Source organism: Allomesorhizobium aridi, assembly GCF_043769475.1.
Classification (GTDB): Bacteria; Pseudomonadota; Alphaproteobacteria; order Rhizobiales; family Rhizobiaceae; genus Allomesorhizobium.
Genome location: NZ_CP171729.1, coordinates 2,820,561 through 2,841,634, shown reverse-complemented (window position 1 = coordinate 2,841,634; position 21,074 = coordinate 2,820,561). Strand labels below are relative to the sequence as shown.

Below are 21,074 nucleotides of genomic sequence, written 5' to 3'. Positions count from 1 at the left end.
AATCAAAGTTGCACATTCCGCAGCGGGGTTCCCAACCCGGCCTTTCTTTGACATCGTTGGCCGGATGCGGAATGATAATCGGCAGAAAGCCAACAATGGGAGTTTGCGATGACGTTCTACAAGAGTAATGGGGATCGCGTTCCGGATCACATCGTCAAGATGGCGGAAAGCGTGAAGGCGGGCGGCATAGATCGCCGCGAATTTCTTGCGATGGCTAGCGTGTTCGGCGCCTCGACGGCGATGGCTTACGGTATGATCGGGCTTGCCGCGCCGACGGCTGCCGTCGCGCAGGAGACTCCCAAGAAAGGCGGCGTCATCAAGGTCGCCATGTCGATCAAGGATCCGAAGGATCCGCGCACCGCAGACTGGTCCGAGATCGCCAACGCCCAGCGCCAGACTCTCGAGCCGCTGGTCAAATACACGCGCGACTTCACGTTCGAGCCCTACCTCATCGAAAGCTGGGAAGTGAACGACGAAGCCACCGAATATACGCTGAAAGTTCGCCAGGGCGTCACCTGGACCAATGGCGATCCATTTAACGCCGACGATGTGATCTACAATTTCACGCGCTGGGCCGACAAGAGCGCCGAGGGCAATTCCATGCCCGGCCGCCTCGGCACGCTGGTCGACGAGGCTACGGGCAAGCTGCGCGAAGGCTCTATCACCAAGGTCGATGACCACACGGTGAAGCTCACCCTGACCAAGTCGGACATCGGGCTCATCCCGAACCTATGCGACTATCCCGGCCTGATCGTGCACCGCGCCTTCGACGAAAAGGGCGCCAACTTTGCCCAGCATCCCATCGGCACCGGCCCGTTTGAACTGGTCTCCTACGATGTCGGCCAGAAGGTCGTCTACAAACGCCGCGAGAACGGCGCATGGTGGGGCGGCGACGTCATGCTCGACGGCGTCGAGTTCATCGACTACGGCACCGATCCCTCGGCCATGGTTTCGGCATTCGAGGCCGGCGAGGTCCACACCAACCACGAGACGACCGCCGACTATGTCTCGATCCTCGAGGGCGTCGGGCTCACCACGTCGGAGGTCGTGACCGCCTCGACCATCGTGGCGCGCACCAACGTCGCCAACAAGCCCTATGAAGACCAGAAGGTGCGCAACGCACTGCAGCTCGCGGTCGACAACGCGGTCGTGCTCCAGCTCGGCTACGGCAATGCCGGCGAGGTGGCCGAAAACCACCATGTCTGCCCGATCCACCCGGAATATGTGGAACTTCCCAAGGTCGCCCGCGACATGGAAAAGGCCAAGGCGCTGATGGCGGAAGCCGGCCAGGCGGATTTCGAGCACGACCTGATCACGGTCGACGAGGACTGGCACAAGAACACCGGCGATGCGATCGCCGCCCAGCTTCGCGAGGCCGGCATCAAGGTCAAGCGCACGGTTCTGCCGGGCTCGACCTTCTGGAACGACTGGACGAAGTATCCATATTCCATGACCAACTGGAACATGCGTCCGCTCGGCATCCAGGTCATCTCGATCGCATACCGCACCGGCGAGGCATGGAATGAGGCCGCCTACTCCAATCCGGATCTTGATGCCAAGATCGGCGAAGCGCTTTCCATCGCCGACGCCGAGAAGCGCAAGGTGGTCATGGCCGACATCCAGAAGATCCTGCAGGATTCGGGCATCATCATCCAGCCTTACTGGCGCAAGCTCTACAACCACTCGGCCGCTTCCGTGAAGAACCACGGCATGCACCCGACCTTCGAGCATGATTTCGGCAAGGTCTGGCTCGACGAAGCTTGATCCGCAACGAATGTCGAGAGGGGAGCGTCATGCTCCCCTCCACACTTTCATGGGTTGATCGCATCTGACCCCAACCCGACTGGCAGGGGGCGAACATGCTTGCTTTCGTTTTGCGCCGTCTGGGCACCATGGTGATGACCATGCTGTGCCTGACGATGGTCGTGTTCTTCATGATCAATCTCGAGCCGAACCTGCGCAAGCTGTCGATCAGTCAGCTCGACATGCGCTCGTCGGACGAGCATATCGAAAGCTGGCTGGTCAAGAACGGCTACCGCCAGAACTTCTTCGTCCGCTACGGCCAGTGGCTTGGCGTCTGGCCCAAATATCCCAATATCGATCCCGCGACCGGCAAGGCCGTGTCGCGCTTCAACTATTGCAACGAGCCCGCGGAGACGCGCTTCTCTGGCGTACTCCAGGGTGATTTCGGTTGCTCGACCAAATTCAAGACCACTGTCGCCGCGAAGCTGTTCCCCGCACTCGGCGCCACCGGTATCCTGATGTTCTGGGTGATGGTGACGATGGTTCCGATTTCGCTTCTCATCGGCATTCTGGCCGGGATGCGCGAAGGCACCAGGACCGACCGAAGTCTCTCCGTGGCGTCCATCGCCACGACAGCCACGCCCGAATATGTCTCGGGCGTTATCTTCACGGTCATCTTCGCCTCATGGCTCGGCTGGCTGAACGGCTCGGCCGCCTCGGCGACGGGGCAGGGCATCACCTTCTACAATTTCACCCTGCCGGTCATGACCATGGCGATCTACGGCATCGGCTACATCGCCCGCATGACCCGGGCCTCGATGGTCGAGGTCATGACGCAGCAATATATCCGCACGGCCCGGCTCAAGGGGCTTAGCTTCGGCAGCGTCGTCATCAAGCACGCGCTGCGCAATGCGCTGATTGCGCCGTTCACCGTCATCATGCTGCAGTTCCCGTGGCTCCTGACCGGCGTCGTCATCGTCGAGGTCATGTTCCGCTATCAAGGGTTTGGCTACACGCTGGTTGAGGCCGCCGGCAACAACGACATCGACCTCCTGCTCGGCTGCTCGCTCGTGTCGGTGTTCGTGGTGCTGTTCACGCAGCTGATCTCGGATGTCGGCTACGCCTATCTCAATCCACGCATAAGGGTGCAGTAGGCATGGAGCATATCGGCGGATTCCAGGTCTTTCTCGGCGTTCTCGCCCGCTTCTGGCCGGTCTGGCTGGCGCTGGCGATCATCATGGGCGCAAGCTTCGCATACAAGAAGAAGCTTGGTCTCTACGGACAATTGTTCGATTCGGGCGTCGGTATTGTCGGTGTCGGCATCTGCTTCTTCTGGCTGTTCACGGCGATTTTCGCCGGCACGATCGCCCCTTTCGATCCGCTGGCGCAAATCCCGATCATGAAGGACGCCATGCCGGGCGCGATCGACGCCGCATCCGGCCAGGTCTATCTGTTCGGCGGCGACAAGCTGGCGCGCGATGTGTTTTCCCGCATGGTCTATGGCAGCCAGATCGTGCTGATCATCGCGCCGGCGGCCACCGCGTTCGCGCTGATGGTCGGCATCACGCTCGGGCTGCCTGCCGGCTACTATGGCGGACGCATCGATTCGGTGCTCTCGTTCCTGGCCAATCTGGTGCTGGCATTCCCCGTCATCCTGCTCTTCTACCTGCTGGTGACCCCGGGCATCATGGAGACGCCGATCCCCTACGGCATGGCCGGACTGTTCTTCCTGTTCCCGATCATCTTCTTTTCCGCGCTGTTCTACACGCGCTTCAAGAACCGCCCCGACCGCGTCTACATCCAGATCGGCCTGACGCTTTTGATCGGCGGCTGGATCTATGCCGGCTTGGTCTTCGATGCGGACCCGTTCGGCATCGTCTCGATCGAACCGAACCAGCTCAACATCTTCGTCGCCGTGGTGTTCGCGTCGAGCCCGGGCGTATTCCGCATCGTTCGCGGCCTGGTCATGGACATCAAGACGCGCGACTACGTCGCCGCCGCCCAGACGCGCGGCGAAAGCCCGTGGTACATCATGCTATGGGAGATATTGCCCAACGCGCGGGGGCCGCTGATCGTCGATGCGTGCCTGCGCATCGGCTACACCACCATCCTGCTCGGCACGCTCGGCTATTTCGGCCTGGGGCTGGCGCCGGAAAGCCCGGACTGGGGAACCGCGATCAAGGACGCCAGCCGGCTCCTGCGCTCCTTCATCCACCCGGCGCTGCCGCCGACCATCGCGCTGATGTCCTTCGTGCTCGGCCTCAATCTTCTCGCCGACGCGCTGCGCGAACAATCGATGAAAGACTGACGGGAGTCCCCAGATGAACGAAGCCGTCAAAGCCACGAACATCAAAGACGCTCAGCCGATCGTCGAGATCGAAAACCTCTCCATCTCCTTCTTCACGCGCCGCGGCGAGATACCGGCCGTCATGGATTTCTCCTGCACGGTCATGCCCGGCGAGGCGATGGGCATCGTCGGGGAATCCGGCTGCGGCAAGTCGACGGTGTCGCTCGGCATCATGCGCGACCTCTCCAACATCGGCAAAATCGTCGGCGGCCGGATCAAATTCCAGGGCCGCGACATGGGCGATATGTCCCAGGAGGAGTTGCAGGCGATCCGCGGCAACAAGATCGCGATGATCTACCAGGAGCCGATGGCGAGCCTGAACCCGGCCATGAAGGTCGGCCAGCAGTTGATGGAAGTGCCGCTGCTCCACGACAAGGTGTCGAAGGAGGAAGCCTACAATCGCTCGCTCGCCATGCTGAAATCAGTGCGGCTGCCCGATCCCGAACGCATGATGAAATCCTATCCGCACCAGCTTTCGGGCGGCCAGCAGCAGCGCATCGTCATCGCGATGGCGCTGTTGTCGAAGCCGGCGCTGCTGCTTCTGGACGAGCCGACGACCGCGCTCGACGTCACCGTCGAGGCCGGCATCGTCGAACTGGTCAAGGGGCTGGGCAAGGAGTTCGGCACGTCGATGATCTTCGTGTCGCACAATCTCGGCCTGATCCTCGAGACCTGCGACCGCATCACGGTGATGTATTCGGGCGAGGCGGTAGAGACCGGCAACATCAAGGATGTCTTCGACCGCATGCGCCACCCCTATACGCAGGGGCTGTTCCGCTCGATCCCGCTGCCGGGCGCCGACAAGAATTCGCGGCCGCTGATCTCGATCCCCGGCCAGTTGCCGCTGCCGCACGAGCGGCCGAAGGGCTGCAATTTTGGCCCGCGCTGCCACCATTTCGTCGAGGGTGTCTGCAACGCCGCCGAGATCCCGATGATCCCGGTCGCCGGCCACGACAATCATTTCAGCCGCTGCGTGCGCTTCAACGAGATCGACTGGTCGGCGGTGCCGGAAGGCGCCAAGACGCGGAAGGAGCCGGTAACGCCGGGCGCGCCCGTTCTCAAGATCGACAATCTGAAAAAATACTACAAGGTTTCCGCCAACGAGATTTTTGGCGGCAGCGGCGAGGGCCGCGTTGTCAAAGCCAACGAGGCGGTCAGCTTCGAGGCGCGCGAATCCGAGACCGTCGCCATCGTCGGCGAATCCGGCTGCGGAAAGTCGACCCTCGCCAAGGTACTGCTTGGCCTGGAGACGGCGACCTCGGGTACGGTCACGCTAGGCAACAGCGAAATCCAGTCGACCGGGATCGAGGAGCGCGACGTGAAGACCGTCTCGTCGATCCAGATGGTGTTCCAGAACCCGTTCGACACGCTGAACCCCAGCCATTCGGTCGGCTCGCAGATCATCCGCACGCTCGAAAAATTTGGCGTCGGCAGGAACCCCGGCGAGCGGCGGCAGCGCATGCTGGAACTGCTGGATCTCGTCAAGCTTCCACGCGCTTTCGCCGAACGCATGCCGCGCCAGCTTTCGGGCGGGCAGAAGCAGCGCATCGGCGTGGCGCGCGCCTTTGCCGGCCGAGCGCAGGTGGTGGTGGCAGACGAGCCGGTGTCAGCGCTGGACGTGTCGGTGCAGGCAGCCGTCACCGAACTCCTGATGGATATCCAGCGCGAGTCGAAGACGACGATGCTGTTCATCAGCCACGACCTGTCGGTTGTGCGCTACATCGCCGATCGCGTCGTGGTCATGTATCTCGGGCACATCGTCGAGCAGGGCACGACCGACCAGATATTCTCGCCGCCCTATCATCCCTATACCGAGGCGCTGCTATCGGCGATCCCGATCGCCGACACTTCCGTGGTGAAGAAGCACATAGTGCTCGAAGGTGATATTCCCTCGGCGATGAACCCGCCGAGCGGCTGCCCTTTCCAGACCCGCTGCCCGCGCAAGCATCTCGTTCCGGACAATCTCTGCGAGACGGAGTTGCCGCCGTTCAAGGATCTCGGCGGGGGACATCGCAGCCTGTGCTGGCTCGACGACGACGTTCTGGCGACGATGGAGCCGGTGATCAGCTTCGCCAAGGGCGAGGACACAGCTCCGGTGTCGGATCCGGTTCCCGAAGACGCGCCGCTACGGCCGGAGGGTAAGGGCGCCAATCCTGGCTTCGCGGGCGCTCCGCCCCAGCGTCCGCACGGCAAGCTTGCAACCCCCGAAGCTGGCATGGCCGGCGCGGCAGCCCAGGAAACCGAGGCCTCGGCCCGTGCCCGCCGCGAGGAGGTTCGCGACGACACCGGCGGGCAGGGCGCCGACATCGATCCGTCGGATCCTTCCTCGGCGCTGCCCGCCACTCCGCTGCAGGTAGGCGACGGCAGGCAGGCCGACGACGCCGACGTGCCTTCTGCTTTCGAGCCGACCGAAGAGGAAAACGAGGAAGAGGCGAAGAAGAAGAAATAGTGGTGCAGGTGGGATCGAAGGGATTCGTCAGCTCTCAAAGTGCCGTATTGGACAGAGTTGAACCGGCTTTGATTTGGTAACGTTGAGGCATGCCTCGCCATTGGAGAAACAGAGTTTGTCCCGATTGGCTGCAGGTAAGGTTCAGCCGTCTTTCACGCTTGAGGGGCTCCGAGCTTGCGTTAACTGAGGTCGACGCCTACTCGCCGCATTGCCCCAGCTGCGCCGCGTATTTCTGCGCCATTGCTTCGGTGTCGCGGGCGTAGCGCTGCAGGCTGGCATTGCTGCGCCAGTCGCCCCGCTTGTAGCCGCCCCAGCCGGCATAGTAGGCCAAGTATAGATTGAACGTGTCGTTGCGGGCGACGCCGTATGTGTCGGCCGTCTTGGAATGGTACCAGCCGACGAAATCCACGGCGTCGGCAAAACTGTTGCGCCGGGCGGCGAAATTCCCGGTTTCGGTCCTGTATTGCGTCCATGTTCCGTCCAGCGCCTGCGAATAGCCGTAGGCGCTGGACTGGCGCTTCCATGGTATGAAGCCGAGCAGCTTGGTGCGTGGCGGCTTGGCGTTGCTCTTGAAACCGGATTCCTTGCGAAGCGTCGCCATGAGCACGGGAACCGGCACGCCATGCTTGCGCTCGGCCTGTTTGGCCTCGCGGTGCCAATTGTTGATCCAGCCGTCGTTCTGCTCGAACACGGCGCACACATCGTTGATGTGGCTTGGGGCGGTGGCGCAGGCCGACAGCGCCAGTCCAAGGGCGACCGGTACAATTTTACTAAAACTCGACACACGCATCGCGCCAGCTTTAGGCGCAAAACATAAAAGGAATCTTGCGGGCGGGGTTAACCATGCGGCGGTGCCGCACCTTGCCGTTCTCGCGCGACCTTCGAAAAACCAGCGCTGCCCTCGTGCAAAGAGCCGGAGACAACCAATTTCCAGCATCCAAAACCTAAGCTCGGAAAAGCGACATGGCATGACGCTGCAGTGAAAGTGTCGTCCAAGAGGTGCCGCCGCAGATAAAATCTCGTCCGGAAGGGGCGCTTTTCTGACAGTCCGAGCGCGACAGCGGTCTATCAAATGGCGGCATGACCGAACCCAGACGAAAGCGCGGCGCCGAGCGGACCAGCAACCGCGGACCAGCCGCAATCCCGCAATTGCCGTTGCGCAGCGTGCGCAATCCCTATCCGCCGATGGCGCTGCTGTCGGACGACCAGATCGAGGCGATCCACGAAGCCTCGATGCACATTCTGGAAAACTTCGGCATCGAGGTGATGAGCGCACGGGCGCTGTCGCTGTTCGACAAGGCCGGCGCCAAGGTCGATCACGCGACGCAAACGGTGTGGCTCGACCGGGGCCTGATCGATGAAGCGCTGAAGACGACGCAATCCAGCTACACGCTCACCCCGCGCAATCCCGAGCGGACAATCCATCTCGGCGGCAATTCAATCAATTTCACCCTCGTCGCCGGCCCGCCCAACGTCCACGACATGGAACGCGGCCGGCGCGCCGGAAATCTTCGCGATTATTCCGACCTCGTCCGGCTGGCGCAGCATTTCAACTGCATCCATATGATCGGCAACCAGGTCTGCGCGCCGGTCGAGATGCCGGCCAATTCGCGCCATCTCGACACCTATTTCGCCAACCTGACCCTGACCGACAAGGCTTTCCACGTCTCGGCGATAGGCCGGGGCAGGGCGCTCGACGGCATTGCGATGATGGCGATTTCGCGAAAAATTACGATCGACGAGTTGGCGCGCGACCCCGGCGTCACCACCATCATTTCGGTCAACTCGCCGCGCCGCTTCGACGATGCCATGTCGGAAGGGCTGATGACCATGGCCGAATTCGGCCAGTCCGTCGCCGTCACGCCGTTCACGCTGATGGGCGCGATGAGCCCGGTGACGCTTGCCGGCGCGCTCGCGCAGCAGAACGCCGAGGCGCTGTTCGGCGTCGTGCTGACGCAACTTGTCCGCCCCGGCGCGCCGGTGATGTACGGCGCGTTCACCTCGAATGTCGATATGCGCTCGGGCGCGCCGGCCTTCGGCACGCCCGAAAACACCAAGGCCAACATCGCCTCGGGCCAGCTCGCCCGCCGTTATTCTCTCCCGTACCGCACCACCCCCGGCAGCGCCTCGAACGCTGCCGACGCTCAAGGCACCTACGAGACGATGATGGCGCTATGGGGCGCGGTGCTCGGCCACGGCAACCTCGTCTACCACGCCGCCGGCTGGCAGGAAGGCGGGCTCACCGCGTCCTTCGAAAAGTTCATTATCGATGTCGAGATGATCCAGCACATGATGGAGTTCCTGCGCCCCATCGAGGTCAACGAGGGCGAACTCGCGCTCGACGCGCTCGGCGGCGTTCCGACCGGCGGCCATTTCTTCGGCGAGCCGCACACGCTGGAGCGTTATTCGACTGCCTTCTACCAGCCGATGCTGTCCAACTGGCAGAATTACGAGGCGTGGCAGGAAGCCGGTGGGCTGGATGCCACGGCCCGCGCGACGCGCCTGTGGAAGAAAGCGCTGGAGGAATATGTCGAGCCGGCGATGGATATTTCCGTGCGCGAGGAGTTGGAGGCGTATGTCGCGAGGCGCAAGGAAGAGATCGGGGCGGGCGAGCCGTGAGGGTGCGGGCGCGTTTTCTGGACCGCGGCCGAAGCGGAGAGGCTACGGCATGGATCCTAGGGTCTGCACAGTTCGCTTCGCTCCTGCTCCGCCCTGGGATGACGAATGGATGGGCGTTTTCCGCCAATCTCCAAGGTTGGCGATTAGCCGGGGACCCTTTTGCATTCGTCATCCTAGGGCGGAGCAGGCCGAAGGCCGTCGCGGAGACCCTAGGATCCATGCCGTGACATTCACGCAATGCGCTGCGGTCCAAACCTGAGGTCTTGATTCAACGAGCTGCCATCTTGCTTCCCATTCTTGTCCCAACCCACTGAAACAACGAGAAAATCATGAAATCGCACACACAGGTCGTGGTCATAGGCGGAGGCGTTGTCGGCGCATCGGTGCTGTTCCACCTGGCCAGGCACGGATGGACCGATGTAGTGCTTCTGGAGCGCGACGAGCTTACTTCCGGCTCCACCTGGCACGCCGCCGGCGGCATGCACACGATCAACGGCGATCCCAACGTCGCCAAGCTGCAGAAATACACGATCGAGCTTTACAAGGAGATCGAGGAGCTTTCGGGCCAGGCGACCGGCGTGCACGTCACCGGCGGCGTGCTGCTTGCCGCCACCGAGGCCCGCATGGACTGGCTGCGTGGCCTTGTCGCCAAGGGCCGCTATCTCGGACTTGACCTCGATGAGATCTCGGCGAAAGAGGCGGCCGAGCTGATGCCTCTGCTGGATCCCAAGCAGTTCGTCGGCGCGGTGCGCAATTCCGAGGACGGCCATCTCGACCCGTCCGGCGTCACCCATGCCTACGCCAAGGCCGCGCGGAAACTCGGCGCCGAAGTCGAGCGCTTCACCAAGGTCGAGGACATCGTGCAGTTGCCGGACGGCAAATGGCGCGTCATCACCAACAAGGGCGAGATCGTCGCCGAGCATGTGGTGAACGCCGGCGGCCTGTGGGCGCGCGAGGTCGGCCGCATGGTCGGGCTGGAACTGCCGGTTCTCGCCATGGAACACATGTACCTCATCACCGAGGACATGCCCGAGGTGAAGGCCTGGAACGACAAGACCGGCACCGAGATCATCCATGCGGTCGACTTCGACGGCGAGCTCTATCTCCGCCAGGAGCGCGGCGGCATGCTGATGGGCACGTATGAGAAGGCAGGAAAACCGTGGTCGGAGCACCAGACGCCGTGGAATTTCGGCCATGAGCTTCTGGAGCCGGACATCGACCGCATCGCGCCGTCGCTCGAGGTCGGCTTCCGCCACTTCCCGGCTTTCCAGAACACGGGGATAAAACAGATCATCAACGGCCCGTTCACCTTCGCGCCTGACGGCAACCCGCTGGTCGGCCCGGTGCGTGGGCTGCCGGGCTTCTGGTGCGCCTGCGGCGTCATGGCCGGCTTTTCCCAGGGCGGCGGCGTCGGCCTGGCGCTGGCCAACTGGATGATCCATGGCGATCCGGGCGCCGACATATGGGCGATGGACGTGTCGCGCTATGGCGACTGGGCTTCCATGGCCTATACCAACGCAAAAGTGCGAGAAAACTATTCCCGCCGGTTTTCCATCCGCTTCCCCAACGAGGAATTGCCTGCCGGCCGACCGCTCAAGACCACGCCGGTCTACGACCTGCTGTCGGCCAAAGGCGCGCAATGGGGCGTGTCCTACGGTCTCGAAGTGCCGCTCTGGTACGCGCCCGAGGGCGTCAAGGACGAGTTCTCGTGGCGGCGCTCGACCGATTTCGAGCATGTCGCCAACGAGGTGCGCACCGTGCGGGAGCGCGTCGGCCTGTCGGAAATATCGAACTTCGCCAAATATCGTGTGCTGGGGCAGGGCGCCGAGGCCTGGCTGGACAGGATGCTTGCCTGCAAGCTGCCGAAGCCCGGCCGCATGACGCTCGCCCCGATGCTGAAGGAGGACGGCAAGCTCATCGGCGATTTCTCGCTCGCCAATCTCGACGACGGCTGGTTCATTGCCGGTTCGGGCATCGCCGAACAGTACCACATGCGCTGGTTCGAAAAGCATCTGCCGAAGGATGGTTCTGTCGTGATCGAAGCGCTGGGCGCGAAACTCACCGGGTTATCTGTTGCCGGGCCGAATGCGAGAAACCTGCTCGCCAAGGTCACGCGGGCGGACATTTCCGCAGCCGCCTTCAAGTTCATGGACATCACGAAGATCGACATCGGCATGGCGCCGTGTCTCGTCGGCCGCGTCAGCTACACCGGCGATCTCGGCTACGAGATCTGGGTCGAGCCGGAATACCAGCGCGCCGTCTTCAACACGCTGATGGCGGCAGGTGAAGAGTTCGGCATCGGCCTGTTCGGTTCACGTGCGCTCAACGCCCTTCGGCTGGAAAAGAACTATGGTTCCTGGGCGCGCGAATACCGCCCGATCTACGGCTCGCTCGAAGCCGGGCTCGACCGCTTCGTCGCCTATTCCAAGGACGCCGATTTCATCGGAAAGGCGGCCGCGATCGAGGAAAGGCGGACGGGCGGCAGACTGCGCCTGCGAGCGTTCATCATGCAGGCCGAATATGCGGACGTGATCGGCGACGAGCCGATCTGGTTCAACGGCGCGGTCAGGGGCTGGGTCACTTCCGGCGGCTACGCGCACGGCTCGAGAGCCTCCGTCGCCATGGGCTACGTGCCGAAGGAGATCGCCGACGAGGCGGGCGGATTCGAGATCGAGCTGCTGGGCAAGCGCCACGCCGCGCGTCTCCAGCCCGCGCCGCTGTTCGACGCCAATCTCGAGCGGATGCGCGGATGAGCAGGCAGATCCTAGAGTCCCTGAGAAAGCCTCTTTCAACTCCGGCCGGCAGGTCGGCCTTGCTCTGCATCGACCTGCAGGAAGAGCATCGCCAGGACCAGCGGCTTCTGGCCGTAGGCTTCGACGGCGTCATTGCGAACGTCCGGCTTCTGCAGGATGCCGCGCGCGCCAATGCGATCCTGCTTTATCACTTCGCCTATATCGTCGATGTCACCGCGTCGCTTCCTCATCATCCGAAACTTCCGAACGGCCGTTCGGCCTTCAGCGACAAGGACGATCCGCTGACGGCCATCTGCCCGGAAGTTGCGCCAATGGATGGGGAGCGGCTCGTCGTCAAGTCGGAGGCCAGCGCTTTCGGCGCCGGCCTGGGCGACGAGCTGAAGGCGGCGGGCATCGAGTGGCTGTTCGTCTGCGGCGTGTGGACGGAGGCTTGCGTCGATGCCAGCGTGAAGTCGGCGCTGAAACTCGGCTTTCGCGTCGTGCTGGTCAAGGACGCCTGCGCCAGCGGGTCCGTCGCCATGCACCAGACCGGCATCCTGAACCTCGCGAACCGGCTCTATGGCGGCGCCGTAACGGATACTGCCGCGGCCTGCCTTATGATGGCCGGCGAGACCGTCGAGGCCTGGCAGCCCGACCGTCCGGTGCCGCTTCGCTTCACCTTCGACAACGCGGCCCGGCTGTTCGACGCACTTTGACCGCCGGCTGCTGGCGCGCTCAATGCGCGCTGGCCAAGACGGTGGGTGTGGACAGAATCGACCTCCATTCCGGCTCGTTCTCGAAAATAACTGTTGCGGATCAATGGTATAACAGCCGTTCGAAAATTTTTCGCAGCCTGATTTGTTCACACATCCTGCGCCTCGTGCATAATCTCCTCACCGTTCTGGCGGGACCTGGTGCGCACCGGGTGTCAGGCAGAACGGCGGTGACCTCCCGGCGTGGGTTCGGTATCCACGTCTCCGAGGGCGTCCGACGGGCCGGCATTCCGAGCGAAGCGTCAAGGCTTCGTGAACGGAAGGCGGATCATCCGCGCGTCATTGTCCATGGAAAGAACATGGAGCGGGGCGCGTGACCGGTCGACTGGGGCGACAGACACCGGACGGGCGGGCATGGGAGTGCCTGTTCTTTTCTTACGAATTCGTGCGGCGCTTTCCTGCCCGCCCGTCTTCCCGACTCCTGAGCCTGTCGAAGGGCTCTCGCAATGGCCAGGGCCGAAAGGCAGCGTGGCAACGATGAAGGACGCCGCCACCAACCGGGCTCCGATAAACATGACAGTAATACTCATATTATCTAGCCTTCCCAGTTACTTGGCAAAATTTGACCGATTGATAAAAAAACAAAACGTGCTAGCCTTCCTCAAAACCAATAAATGGGGAATTCTGAAAATGGCCGAAGGTCTATTCAGGGAAGGCATAGCCGGCGGCCGGCTCGCGCCGGAAAAATACGCCGAGAATTTTTCGGACCTGCACCCGCCGCTCGATCATCATGAGGCGCTGGTCGAGGCCGACCGCTGCTATTTCTGCTACGACGCGCCGTGCATGAATGCGTGCCCGACCTCCATCGACATCCCGCTTTTCATCCGCCAGATCGCCACAGGCAATCCGCTCGGCTCGGCCAAGACCATCTTCGACCAGAACATTCTGGGCGGCATGTGCGCCCGCGTCTGCCCGACCGAGACGCTGTGCGAGGAGGTCTGCGTGCGCGAGGTTGCGGAAGGCAAGCCGGTGCAGATCGGTCGGCTCCAGCGCTACGCCACTGACGTCGCCATGGCGAAAGACAAGCAGTTTTACGAGCGCGCCGCCCCCACCGGCAGAAAGATAGCCGTTGTCGGCGCCGGTCCCGCTGGCCTCGCCGCCGCGCATCGCCTGGCTCGCTACGGCCATGAAGTAACGGTGCTCGAAGCCCGGCCTAAGGCAGGCGGGCTCAACGAGTATGGCATCGCCGCCTACAAGGCGACCGACGATTTTGCCCAGGCCGAAGTCGATTACGTCACCGCCATCGGCGGTATCGACATCGTTGAAGGCAAGGCGCTCGGCCGCGACTATTTCCTGTCCGACCTGACCGCGACCTACGATGCCGTCTTTCTCGGCATGGGCCTTGGTGGCATCAACGCGCTCCGGGCCGAGGGCGAGGACAGCGAGGGCGTCGAAAACGCTGTCGAGTTCATCGCTGATCTTCGGCAGGCTCAGGACCTGGCGGCACTGGAAGTCGGCCGCCGCGTCGTCGTCATCGGCGGCGGCATGACGGCGATCGACGCCGCGGTCCAGTCGAAACTGCTCGGCGCCGAGGAGGTGACGATCTGCTACCGCCGCGGCAAAGAGCACATGAACGCGTCGGAGTTCGAGCAGGATCTGGCGACCTCGAAAGGAGTGGTCATCCGCCATTGGCTGCAGCCGAAACGCGTCGTGGTGCAGTTCGGCAAGGCCGCCGGCATCGAACTCGAATACACCGAACTGGTCGACGGCAAGCTGATCGGCACCGGGCAGACGATGCATATCGAGGCCGACCAGATTTTCAAGGCGATCGGCCAGACCTTCGATCCGGCCGGCCTGAACGGTAGCGGCGCGGCAATCGCTATGAACGGCGGCAAGATAGCCGTCGACGCCGAGAGCCGCACCTCGCTGGCGAAAGTCTGGGCCGGCGGCGACTGCATCGCCGGCGGCGAGGATTTGACAGTATCGGCCGTCGCGCAGGGGCGCGACGCGGCAGAAAGCATCCACCGGGCACTTACCTCGAACGGGAGGGCATGAGCATGGCAGATCTCCGCAACAATTTTGTCGGCATCAAATCGCCGAACCCGTTCTGGCTCGCCTCCGCGCCGCCGACCGACAAGGCCTACAACGTCATCCGCGCCTTCAAGGCTGGCTGGGGCGGCGTGGTGTGGAAGACGCTCGGCGAGGAGGGGCCGCCTGTCGTCAACGTCAACGGCCCGCGTTACGGCGCGATCTGGGGCGCCGACCGTCGCCTGCTCGGCCTCAACAATATCGAGCTCATCACCGACCGCGACCTGTTCGTGAATTTGCGCGAGATCAAGCAGGTCAAAAAGGAATGGCCCGACCGCGCCATCGTCGTTTCGCTGATGGTGCCGTGCGTGGAGGAAAGCTGGAAGGCGATCCTGCCGCTGGTCGAGGAAACCGAGGCCGATGGCATCGAGCTCAATTTCGGCTGTCCGCACGGCATGTCGGAGCGCGGCATGGGCGCCGCGGTCGGGCAGGTGCCGGAATACATCGAGATGGTGGTGCGCTGGTGCAAGGCCAACACCCGCATGCCGGTCATCACCAAACTCACGCCCAACATCACCGATGTGCGCAAGCCGGCGCGGGCCGCATTTGCCGGCGGCACCGATGCGGTGTCGCTGATCAACACGATCAACTCGATCACGGCGGTCGATCTCGACAGCTTCTCGCCGGATCCATCGATCGACGGCAAGGGCAGCCATGGCGGCTATTGCGGCCCGGCGGTCAAGCCGATCGCGCTCAACATGGTGGCCGAGATCGCGCGCGATCCGGAGACGCGCGGCATGCCGATTTCCGGCATTGGCGGTATCACCACCTGGCGCGACGCTGCCGAATTCATGGCGCTCGGCGCCGGCAACGTGCAGGTCTGCACGGCGGCGATGACCTACGGCTTCAAGATCGTCCAGGAGATGATCGCCGGTCTGGAGAACTGGATGGACGAGAAGGGCCACGCCGATCTCGACGCCATCGTCGGCCGCGCGACGCCAAACGTCACCGACTGGCAATATCTCAACCTCAACTACGTCGCCAAGGCGCATATCGACCAGGACGCCTGCATCAAATGCGGCCGCTGCCACATCGCCTGCGAGGACACCTCGCACCAGGCGATCACCGCGATGGTGGATGGCGTGCGTCACTTCGAGGTCATCGAAGAGGAGTGCGTCGGCTGCAATCTCTGCGTCAATGTCTGCCCGGTCGAGAACTGCATCACCTTGGAGCCGCTGGCCGCCGGTGTGATGGATAAGCGCACGGGCATGCCGGTTTCGCCGGTCTACGCCAACTGGACGCAGCACCCGAACAACCCGATGGCCAAGGTCGCGGCGGAGTAGATGGATTCAAAGGCGCGGTTCCTCCGCGCCTTTTTTACATGCCTATTGACGATATAAAATATCCAGGATAGTGAATATCCATGAATAAGAGGTCAACCAGATGAAGCTGAGCGAGGGCGTGGAAGCGGCGATCCATTGCGCCGCAACGCTGGTCAGTGTGGAAGGCGAGGGCACCATACCGGGCGGCGCGCTGGCCGAGCAGTTCGGCCTGTCGCCGAGCTACCTGCTGAAGCACCTCAATGCGCTTACGGCGGCAGGCATTCTGGAATCGGTACCGGGGCCTTATGGCGGATACAGGCTTGCGCGTCCGGCCGACCGCATATCGCTGCTCGATATCGTGCTGGCGGTGGAAGGGCCGGAGCCTGCCTTTCGCTGCGGTGAAATCCGCCAGAACGGCCCGGTGAAGCTGGATCGGTCCGCCTATGTGAAGCCGTGCGGCATCAATGCCGCGATGCTCAGGGCTGAAAAGGCGTATCGCTCCGCACTCGCCGGCGAGCGCCTGTCCGACATCGTGCAAAACTTCATGACCGAAGCCGATCCGCGTTCGGTCGCCGCAGGCTGCGCTTTCGTCGAGCGCCATCAGCGGCCGCAGAAATCCGTTTCAACCAGCAGGAAGTGAAAGGAATGAAGATGAAGCCCAGGCTGAATTTCTATGGTCAGGCGCCGGAATTGATCAAGGCGGTCGTCACGCTCAACAAGGCGGTCGACGAATGCGGGCTCGAAAAAAGCCTGCTCCATCTGATCAAGCTGCGGGCGTCGCAGATCAACGGCTGTTCGTTCTGCGTCGAGATGCACAGCCGCGAGGCGCGCGCGGACGGCGAGACCGAGCAGCGGCTCTATCTTGTCTCCGCATGGAAGGAATCGCCGCTGTTCACCGATCGCGAGCGCGCGGCCTTTGCCTGGGTCGAGGCGGTGACCAGGATCGCCGAAGCCGGGGTTGCGGACGAACTCTACGAGAAGACGCTCCAGCATTTCTCCGCAGAGGAACTCACCAAGCTTACGGTGGCGACGGGCATGATCAACATCTGGAATCGGCTCTGCGTCAGCTTCCATGCCGTCCATCCGATGCCGGCGGCGAACGCCGCGTAAGCATCCGATCAGGCCTGGGGCTTTGCTGCCTCGGGCCATTTTTCATCGAAAGAACAAGATGATGAGTGCAGATCTTTCAGTAGAGATTATTTTCGCCGGGCGCCTGTTGCTCGGGGGCGCCTTCGTGTTTGCCGGCATTCGCAATATTCTCAACGCGGCCTTGCTGACGCAGCTCATGTCGGCGCGCGGTGTGCCACAGGCGCGAACAATGCTGTGGCTCGGCATAGTCCTGCAAATCGCGGCCGGCGCGCTGCTGATCGCCGGCATATGGACAGCGCCCGCGGCTTTGGGCCTCATCCTCTTCCTGCTCGTCGGCACACCGATGTTCCACAATTTCTGGGATCATCAGGGCCAGGAACGGGCGGCGAAGATCAACGGCGTCGTCGGCAATATCGCGCTGATCGGCGGCTTTCTCGTCGTTATCGCCAGCGCATCTTGAAAATACGCCGGCGCTGAACGTCAGGCGTCCCTGGCCTCGAACATGAGGAGGTCCGCGCCGCCGTCGGCAAAATTGGCGAGATCGCCCGCCGCCGCCTGGCCCTCGGGCGAGGCAAGGCCTTTCTGCAGGTCCGCCATGGAAGCGAAGGTGAGCGTCGCCACGAGGTGCACGCCCGACGGTCCGGCCGGGGTCGCGACGGCGCCGTCGCTGATGTCGTAGCTCCGCAGGCCGGGAATTTTCCTGGCCAGCGGAATGTGGGTCGAAGCATAATAACGGTCGAACGCGGCGGTATCCTTGGGTGTCTTGTAGAGAACGACGAGCTTCGCCATCGGTTTCCTCCTCGCGCTGTCGCATTTCCGGTGTCTGGCGCCCGCCGCAAGGCTGCGTGCAACGGCTGCCAAACACAAGCTGAAACCGCCGGTCTGACCGATAGTAGGAGGAGTTCAGCGCTTCGGTTGCAACGCATCCGCGAAAAGCTGTTCGAAGTGCGTGACGCCCTCAAATGCGGCGGCGTCGCCGCCGCGGTCGGAGCCGAGCATGGCGCACACCTGCACGTCGAAATCGGCATAGCATCGGGCCGTTGAACGGCCGCCCCTTCCACTCATGGACCTAACCGGCTATCGGAAGACTGAAGGGGAGTACGCAAATGACGACGACTGCAGTTCTGATGACCATCGGACGCTTAGTGTTCGGCGGCTTCTTCCTTATCGCCGGCATCCGCAATTTGCTGCATTTCGGCGAACGGCGGGAGGGCGCAACCAACTACGGCTGGAAGCTGCCCGCGCCGATCATGGCGGCGGGTTTCGCCGTGCAGTTGCTCGGCGGACTGGCGCTGATCCTCGGTGTCTGGACCGTGCCGGCGGCGATCACACTCATCGTCTTTCTCGTTCTGGCGACCTCGCTCTACCACAATCTTTTTCTGTTCCGGGGCAAGGAGCGCGACCCGCATCTATACCTCACCCTGGTCAACATAACGCTGGCCGCCGGCCTGCTTCTCGTCATGGCCGACGTTAGCTGATTTGGGTCGGACAAGCGGCGAAAATAGTTTGACTACACCAACTTGCGCCGACAGAAGGGGAGCAAGACTGTTGAGGTCGAGCCTTGCCGCATGATGTGAACCTTGTCGCAACGATTGCCATCGGCTTCGTGCTGGCGGCCATCTTCGGCTATCTGGCCGACCGGCTGCGGCTGCCGGCTCTGGTCGGCTATCTCGTCGCCGGCATCTTCATCGGACCCTTTACGCCCGGTTTCGTGGCCGATGCGGCTATGGCGGGGCAACTCGCGGAGATCGGCATCGTTCTCCTGATGTTCGGCGTCGGCCTGCATTTCTCGGCTTCCGACCTGCTCGCCGTGCGCGGAGTGGTCTTGGCAGGCGCCCTGGGTCAGATACTGCTCGCAACCCTGCTCGGCTTCGGCCTCTGCTGGCTTTGGGGATGGAACACCGGCCACGGCATCGTCTTCGGACTGTGCATTTCGGTTGCGAGCACAGTGGTGCTTCTCAAGGCGCTGGAGGAGCGCAATCTCCTTCAGTCGACTCAGGGACGGGTCGCGGTCGGCTGGCTGATCGTCGAGGACCTGGCGATGGTATTGGCGCTGGTGTTGCTGCCGGCCTTCGCCGAGACCATGGGCGGAAATGCCGAGGCAGGCGGCGGGACCTCGAGCGCGCCAATCGCCCTCACGATTCTTCTCACGCTCTCGAAGGTCGCCGGCTTTGCGCTGGTTGCAGCCCTGATCGGGCCGAGGATCGTGCCCTGGATCCTGATAAAGGTGGCGCGCACCGGGTCGCGCGAACTCTTCACGCTCTCGGTTCTGGCGCTGGCGCTGGGCATCGCCTTCGGTTCGGCGGCAGCCTTTGGAGTGTCTTTCGCGCTCGGCGCGTTCTTCGCCGGCGTGATCATGGGCGAGTCGCAGCTCAGCCACCGCGCCGCGGCCAATTCCCTGCCGCTGCAGGACGCTTTCTCGGTCCTGTTCTTCGTCTCGATCGGCATGCTGTTCGAACCGGCCATCCTCGTCGAAAAGCCCCTTGAGGTGCTCGCAGTGGTTGCGGTCATAGCCTTAGGCAAGCCGATCGGTGCTTTCCTGCTCATCCTTGCGCTGCGCTATCCGGTCCGGCTGGCGCTCGGCGTAGCGGCGGGCATCGCGCAGATTGGCGAGTTTTCCTTCATTCTCGCTGGACTCGGCGCCGCCTACGGGTTGGTGACCAAGGAGGGCCAGAGCCTCATCCTCGCAGCCGCACTCCTGGCCATCACCATCAATCCGCTTGCCTTTGCCACGGCGGAGGCGCTCGAGCGGTGGATAAGCGGCCGCTTCCCGCAGTGGTCGGCCAATTTCGGCAAGCGGCGCGGACGCGTGCTGGCCGTGGAACTCGACCGCATCCAGGTTCAGGCCAGGAAGCGTGAGCACGAGCAGGCCCGCAAGATTACGGAGTTCATCGAGACCTTCCCGCTGTTCAAGGCAATCAAGCCCGATGATCAGGAGGAACTGCTGTTGCTCTTCGTGCCGAAGGCGGCCTCGCCGGGCGACCGGATCGTGCGCGTCGGCGAGAAAGGCGACGCGATGTATTTCGTCGTTTCCGGAACCGTCGAGGTGGACGTCAACGGCACCGCCGTGAAGCTCGAAGCAGGGTCGTTCTTTGGCGAAATGGCGTTGCTCACGGGCGATCCGCGTACCGCCGACGTAACGGCCGTCGACTACTGCAACTTCCTCGTTCTGTCGCTGCGCGACTTCAGGCTCTTCATGTCGCGGCATCCGGCGGTGCGGGCTGCGGTGCAGGCGATGGCGGAAGAGCGTCTCGCCATGAACCGCGCTGCCGCGAACGGTTCGGAGTATCGCGACGAGCGGCTTGACCAGGGGGCCGCGGCCACGGATCGCTAGGCCAGCCGGTCCGGCCTTGGCCTCAGCCCGTCGAGAAATAGCTGTTCCAGAAACCGGGCCGCATCATCGAAGCGGCCGTCGCCGCCGCGGTCGGGGCCGAGCACGGCGCGCACCTGCACGTCGAAATCGGCATAGTGCTGGGTTGTCGCCCAGATGGAGAAGATCAGGTGCCAGGGATCGGTCTTGACGATCTTTCCAGCGCGCATCCAGCCCTTGATCACCTCGGCCTTCTCGTCGACAAGGGTTTTCAGTTCACCTTCCAGCATCGGCTTGATGCGCGGCGCGCCCTGCAATATTTCGTTGGCGAAGAGCCGGCTTTCGCGCGGGAAATCCCGCGCCATTTCGAGTTTGCGCCTGATGTAGCTGCGCAATTCGGTCAGCGGGTCGCCGATATCGTCGAGTTCCTTCAGCGGCGCCAGCCAGGTGTCGAGCAGGCGCTGCATCAACGTCTCGTGGATTTCCTCCTTGCGGCGGAAATAATAGAGCAGGTTCGGCTTGGACATCCCCGCCGCTTCGGCGATCTGGTCGATGGTCGATCCGCGGAAGCCGTGCGCCGAGAAAACCTCGAGCGCCGCCTCCAGGATAAGTTCGCGCTTTTCCGTCTGGATGCGTGTCCTCGGGCGGAGCGCCTTGGTGTCCATGCCTATGCCGCTCCTCGCGATATAGCAGCGAAATCGGTTCTGTGGCCCAATCGGCTG

At 62.9% G+C, this 21,074-nt stretch carries 17 protein-coding genes; 14 read left to right on the top strand and 3 right to left on the bottom strand.

Translation table 11 applies throughout. The features are described from left to right. Nucleotides 1–108: 108 nt before the first annotated feature. The 4 genes from ACG873_RS16045 to ACG873_RS16030 all read left to right on the top strand — a co-directional run bounded on the left by ACG873_RS16045 (nt 109) and on the right by ACG873_RS16030 (nt 6,539). On the top strand, nt 109–1,764 hold the full coding sequence (locus tag ACG873_RS16045; RefSeq protein ID WP_394892998.1) for an ABC transporter substrate-binding protein: 1,656 nt from the start codon (nt 109–111) through the stop codon (nt 1,762–1,764). Nucleotides 1,765–1,859: 95 nt separating this feature from the next. Continuing rightward, entirely contained in the window at nt 1,860–2,897 is a 1,038-nt protein-coding gene (locus ACG873_RS16040) for an ABC transporter permease (protein WP_394892996.1), read from the top strand. Between the two features lie 2 nt (nt 2,898–2,899). Further along, nucleotides 2,900–4,051 (top strand): ABC transporter permease, encoded by a 1,152-nt coding sequence (locus ACG873_RS16035; protein WP_394892994.1) that lies wholly within the window; start codon nt 2,900–2,902, stop codon nt 4,049–4,051. Between the two features lie 13 nt (nt 4,052–4,064). Beyond that, nucleotides 4,065–6,539: a dipeptide ABC transporter ATP-binding protein gene (locus tag ACG873_RS16030; RefSeq protein WP_394892993.1), complete on the top strand. Its 2,475-nt coding sequence runs from the start codon at nt 4,065–4,067 to the stop codon at nt 6,537–6,539. Nucleotides 6,540–6,735: 196 nt separating this feature from the next. On the opposite strand, the gene ACG873_RS16025 is transcribed toward ACG873_RS16030, so the two are convergent. Next, entirely contained in the window at nt 6,736–7,329 is a 594-nt protein-coding gene (locus ACG873_RS16025; RefSeq protein ID WP_394892991.1) for a hypothetical protein, read from the bottom strand. Between the two features lie 290 nt (nt 7,330–7,619). Between ACG873_RS16025 and ACG873_RS16020 the strand changes: the two genes are divergently transcribed. From ACG873_RS16020 to ACG873_RS15985, 8 genes are all read left to right on the top strand, one after another. Next, nucleotides 7,620–9,158: a trimethylamine methyltransferase family protein gene (locus tag ACG873_RS16020; protein ID WP_394892990.1), complete on the top strand. Its 1,539-nt coding sequence runs from the start codon at nt 7,620–7,622 to the stop codon at nt 9,156–9,158. Nucleotides 9,159–9,487: 329 nt separating this feature from the next. Further along, on the top strand, nt 9,488–11,911 hold the full coding sequence (locus tag ACG873_RS16015; RefSeq protein ID WP_394892988.1) for a GcvT family protein: 2,424 nt from the start codon (nt 9,488–9,490) through the stop codon (nt 11,909–11,911). 20 nt (nt 11,912–11,931) lie between these two features. After that, on the top strand, nt 11,932–12,606 hold the full coding sequence (locus ACG873_RS16010; protein ID WP_394893544.1) for an isochorismatase family protein: 675 nt from the start codon (nt 11,932–11,934) through the stop codon (nt 12,604–12,606). A 687-nt stretch (nt 12,607–13,293) separates the two neighbouring features. Next, nucleotides 13,294–14,658, top strand: a complete 1,365-nt coding sequence (locus ACG873_RS16005; RefSeq protein ID WP_394892986.1) for an NAD(P)-dependent oxidoreductase — start codon at nt 13,294–13,296, stop codon at nt 14,656–14,658. A 2-nt stretch (nt 14,659–14,660) separates the two neighbouring features. Then, nucleotides 14,661–15,974, top strand: coding sequence for an NAD-dependent dihydropyrimidine dehydrogenase subunit PreA (gene preA, locus ACG873_RS16000; RefSeq protein ID WP_394892985.1), 1,314 nt, complete (start codon nt 14,661–14,663; stop codon nt 15,972–15,974). A gap of 100 nt (nt 15,975–16,074) precedes the next feature. Further along, nucleotides 16,075–16,593 carry an RrF2 family transcriptional regulator gene (locus ACG873_RS15995; RefSeq protein WP_394892983.1) on the top strand — a complete coding sequence of 173 codons (519 nt, stop codon included), beginning with the start codon at nt 16,075–16,077 and terminating at the stop codon, nt 16,591–16,593. 11 nt (nt 16,594–16,604) lie between these two features. Beyond that, nucleotides 16,605–17,063 (top strand): carboxymuconolactone decarboxylase family protein, encoded by a 459-nt coding sequence (locus ACG873_RS15990; RefSeq protein ID WP_394893542.1) that lies wholly within the window; start codon nt 16,605–16,607, stop codon nt 17,061–17,063. A 61-nt stretch (nt 17,064–17,124) separates the two neighbouring features. Further along, complete coding sequence (locus ACG873_RS15985; RefSeq protein WP_394893541.1) at nt 17,125–17,502, top strand: DoxX family protein; 378 nt, start codon at nt 17,125–17,127, stop codon at nt 17,500–17,502. 20 nt (nt 17,503–17,522) lie between these two features. Here ACG873_RS15985 and ACG873_RS15980 read toward each other — a convergent pair whose 3' ends face one another. Beyond that, nucleotides 17,523–17,831, bottom strand: coding sequence for an EthD family reductase (locus ACG873_RS15980; RefSeq protein ID WP_394892981.1), 309 nt, complete (start codon nt 17,829–17,831; stop codon nt 17,523–17,525). Between the two features lie 317 nt (nt 17,832–18,148). Here ACG873_RS15980 and ACG873_RS15975 point away from each other — a divergent pair, with 317 nt between their 5' ends. After that, on the top strand, nt 18,149–18,520 hold the full coding sequence (locus ACG873_RS15975) for a DoxX family membrane protein (RefSeq protein ID WP_394892979.1): 372 nt from the start codon (nt 18,149–18,151) through the stop codon (nt 18,518–18,520). Between the two features lie 83 nt (nt 18,521–18,603). Continuing rightward, entirely contained in the window at nt 18,604–20,376 is a 1,773-nt protein-coding gene (locus tag ACG873_RS15970) for a cation:proton antiporter (protein WP_394892978.1), read from the top strand. Here the strand turns inward: ACG873_RS15970 and ACG873_RS15965 are convergent. After that, complete coding sequence (locus ACG873_RS15965; protein ID WP_394892977.1) at nt 20,373–21,017, bottom strand: TetR family transcriptional regulator C-terminal domain-containing protein; 645 nt, start codon at nt 21,015–21,017, stop codon at nt 20,373–20,375. The two genes, ACG873_RS15970 and ACG873_RS15965, sit on opposite strands and share 4 nt — an antisense overlap. Nucleotides 21,018–21,074: the final 57 nt, after the last annotated feature.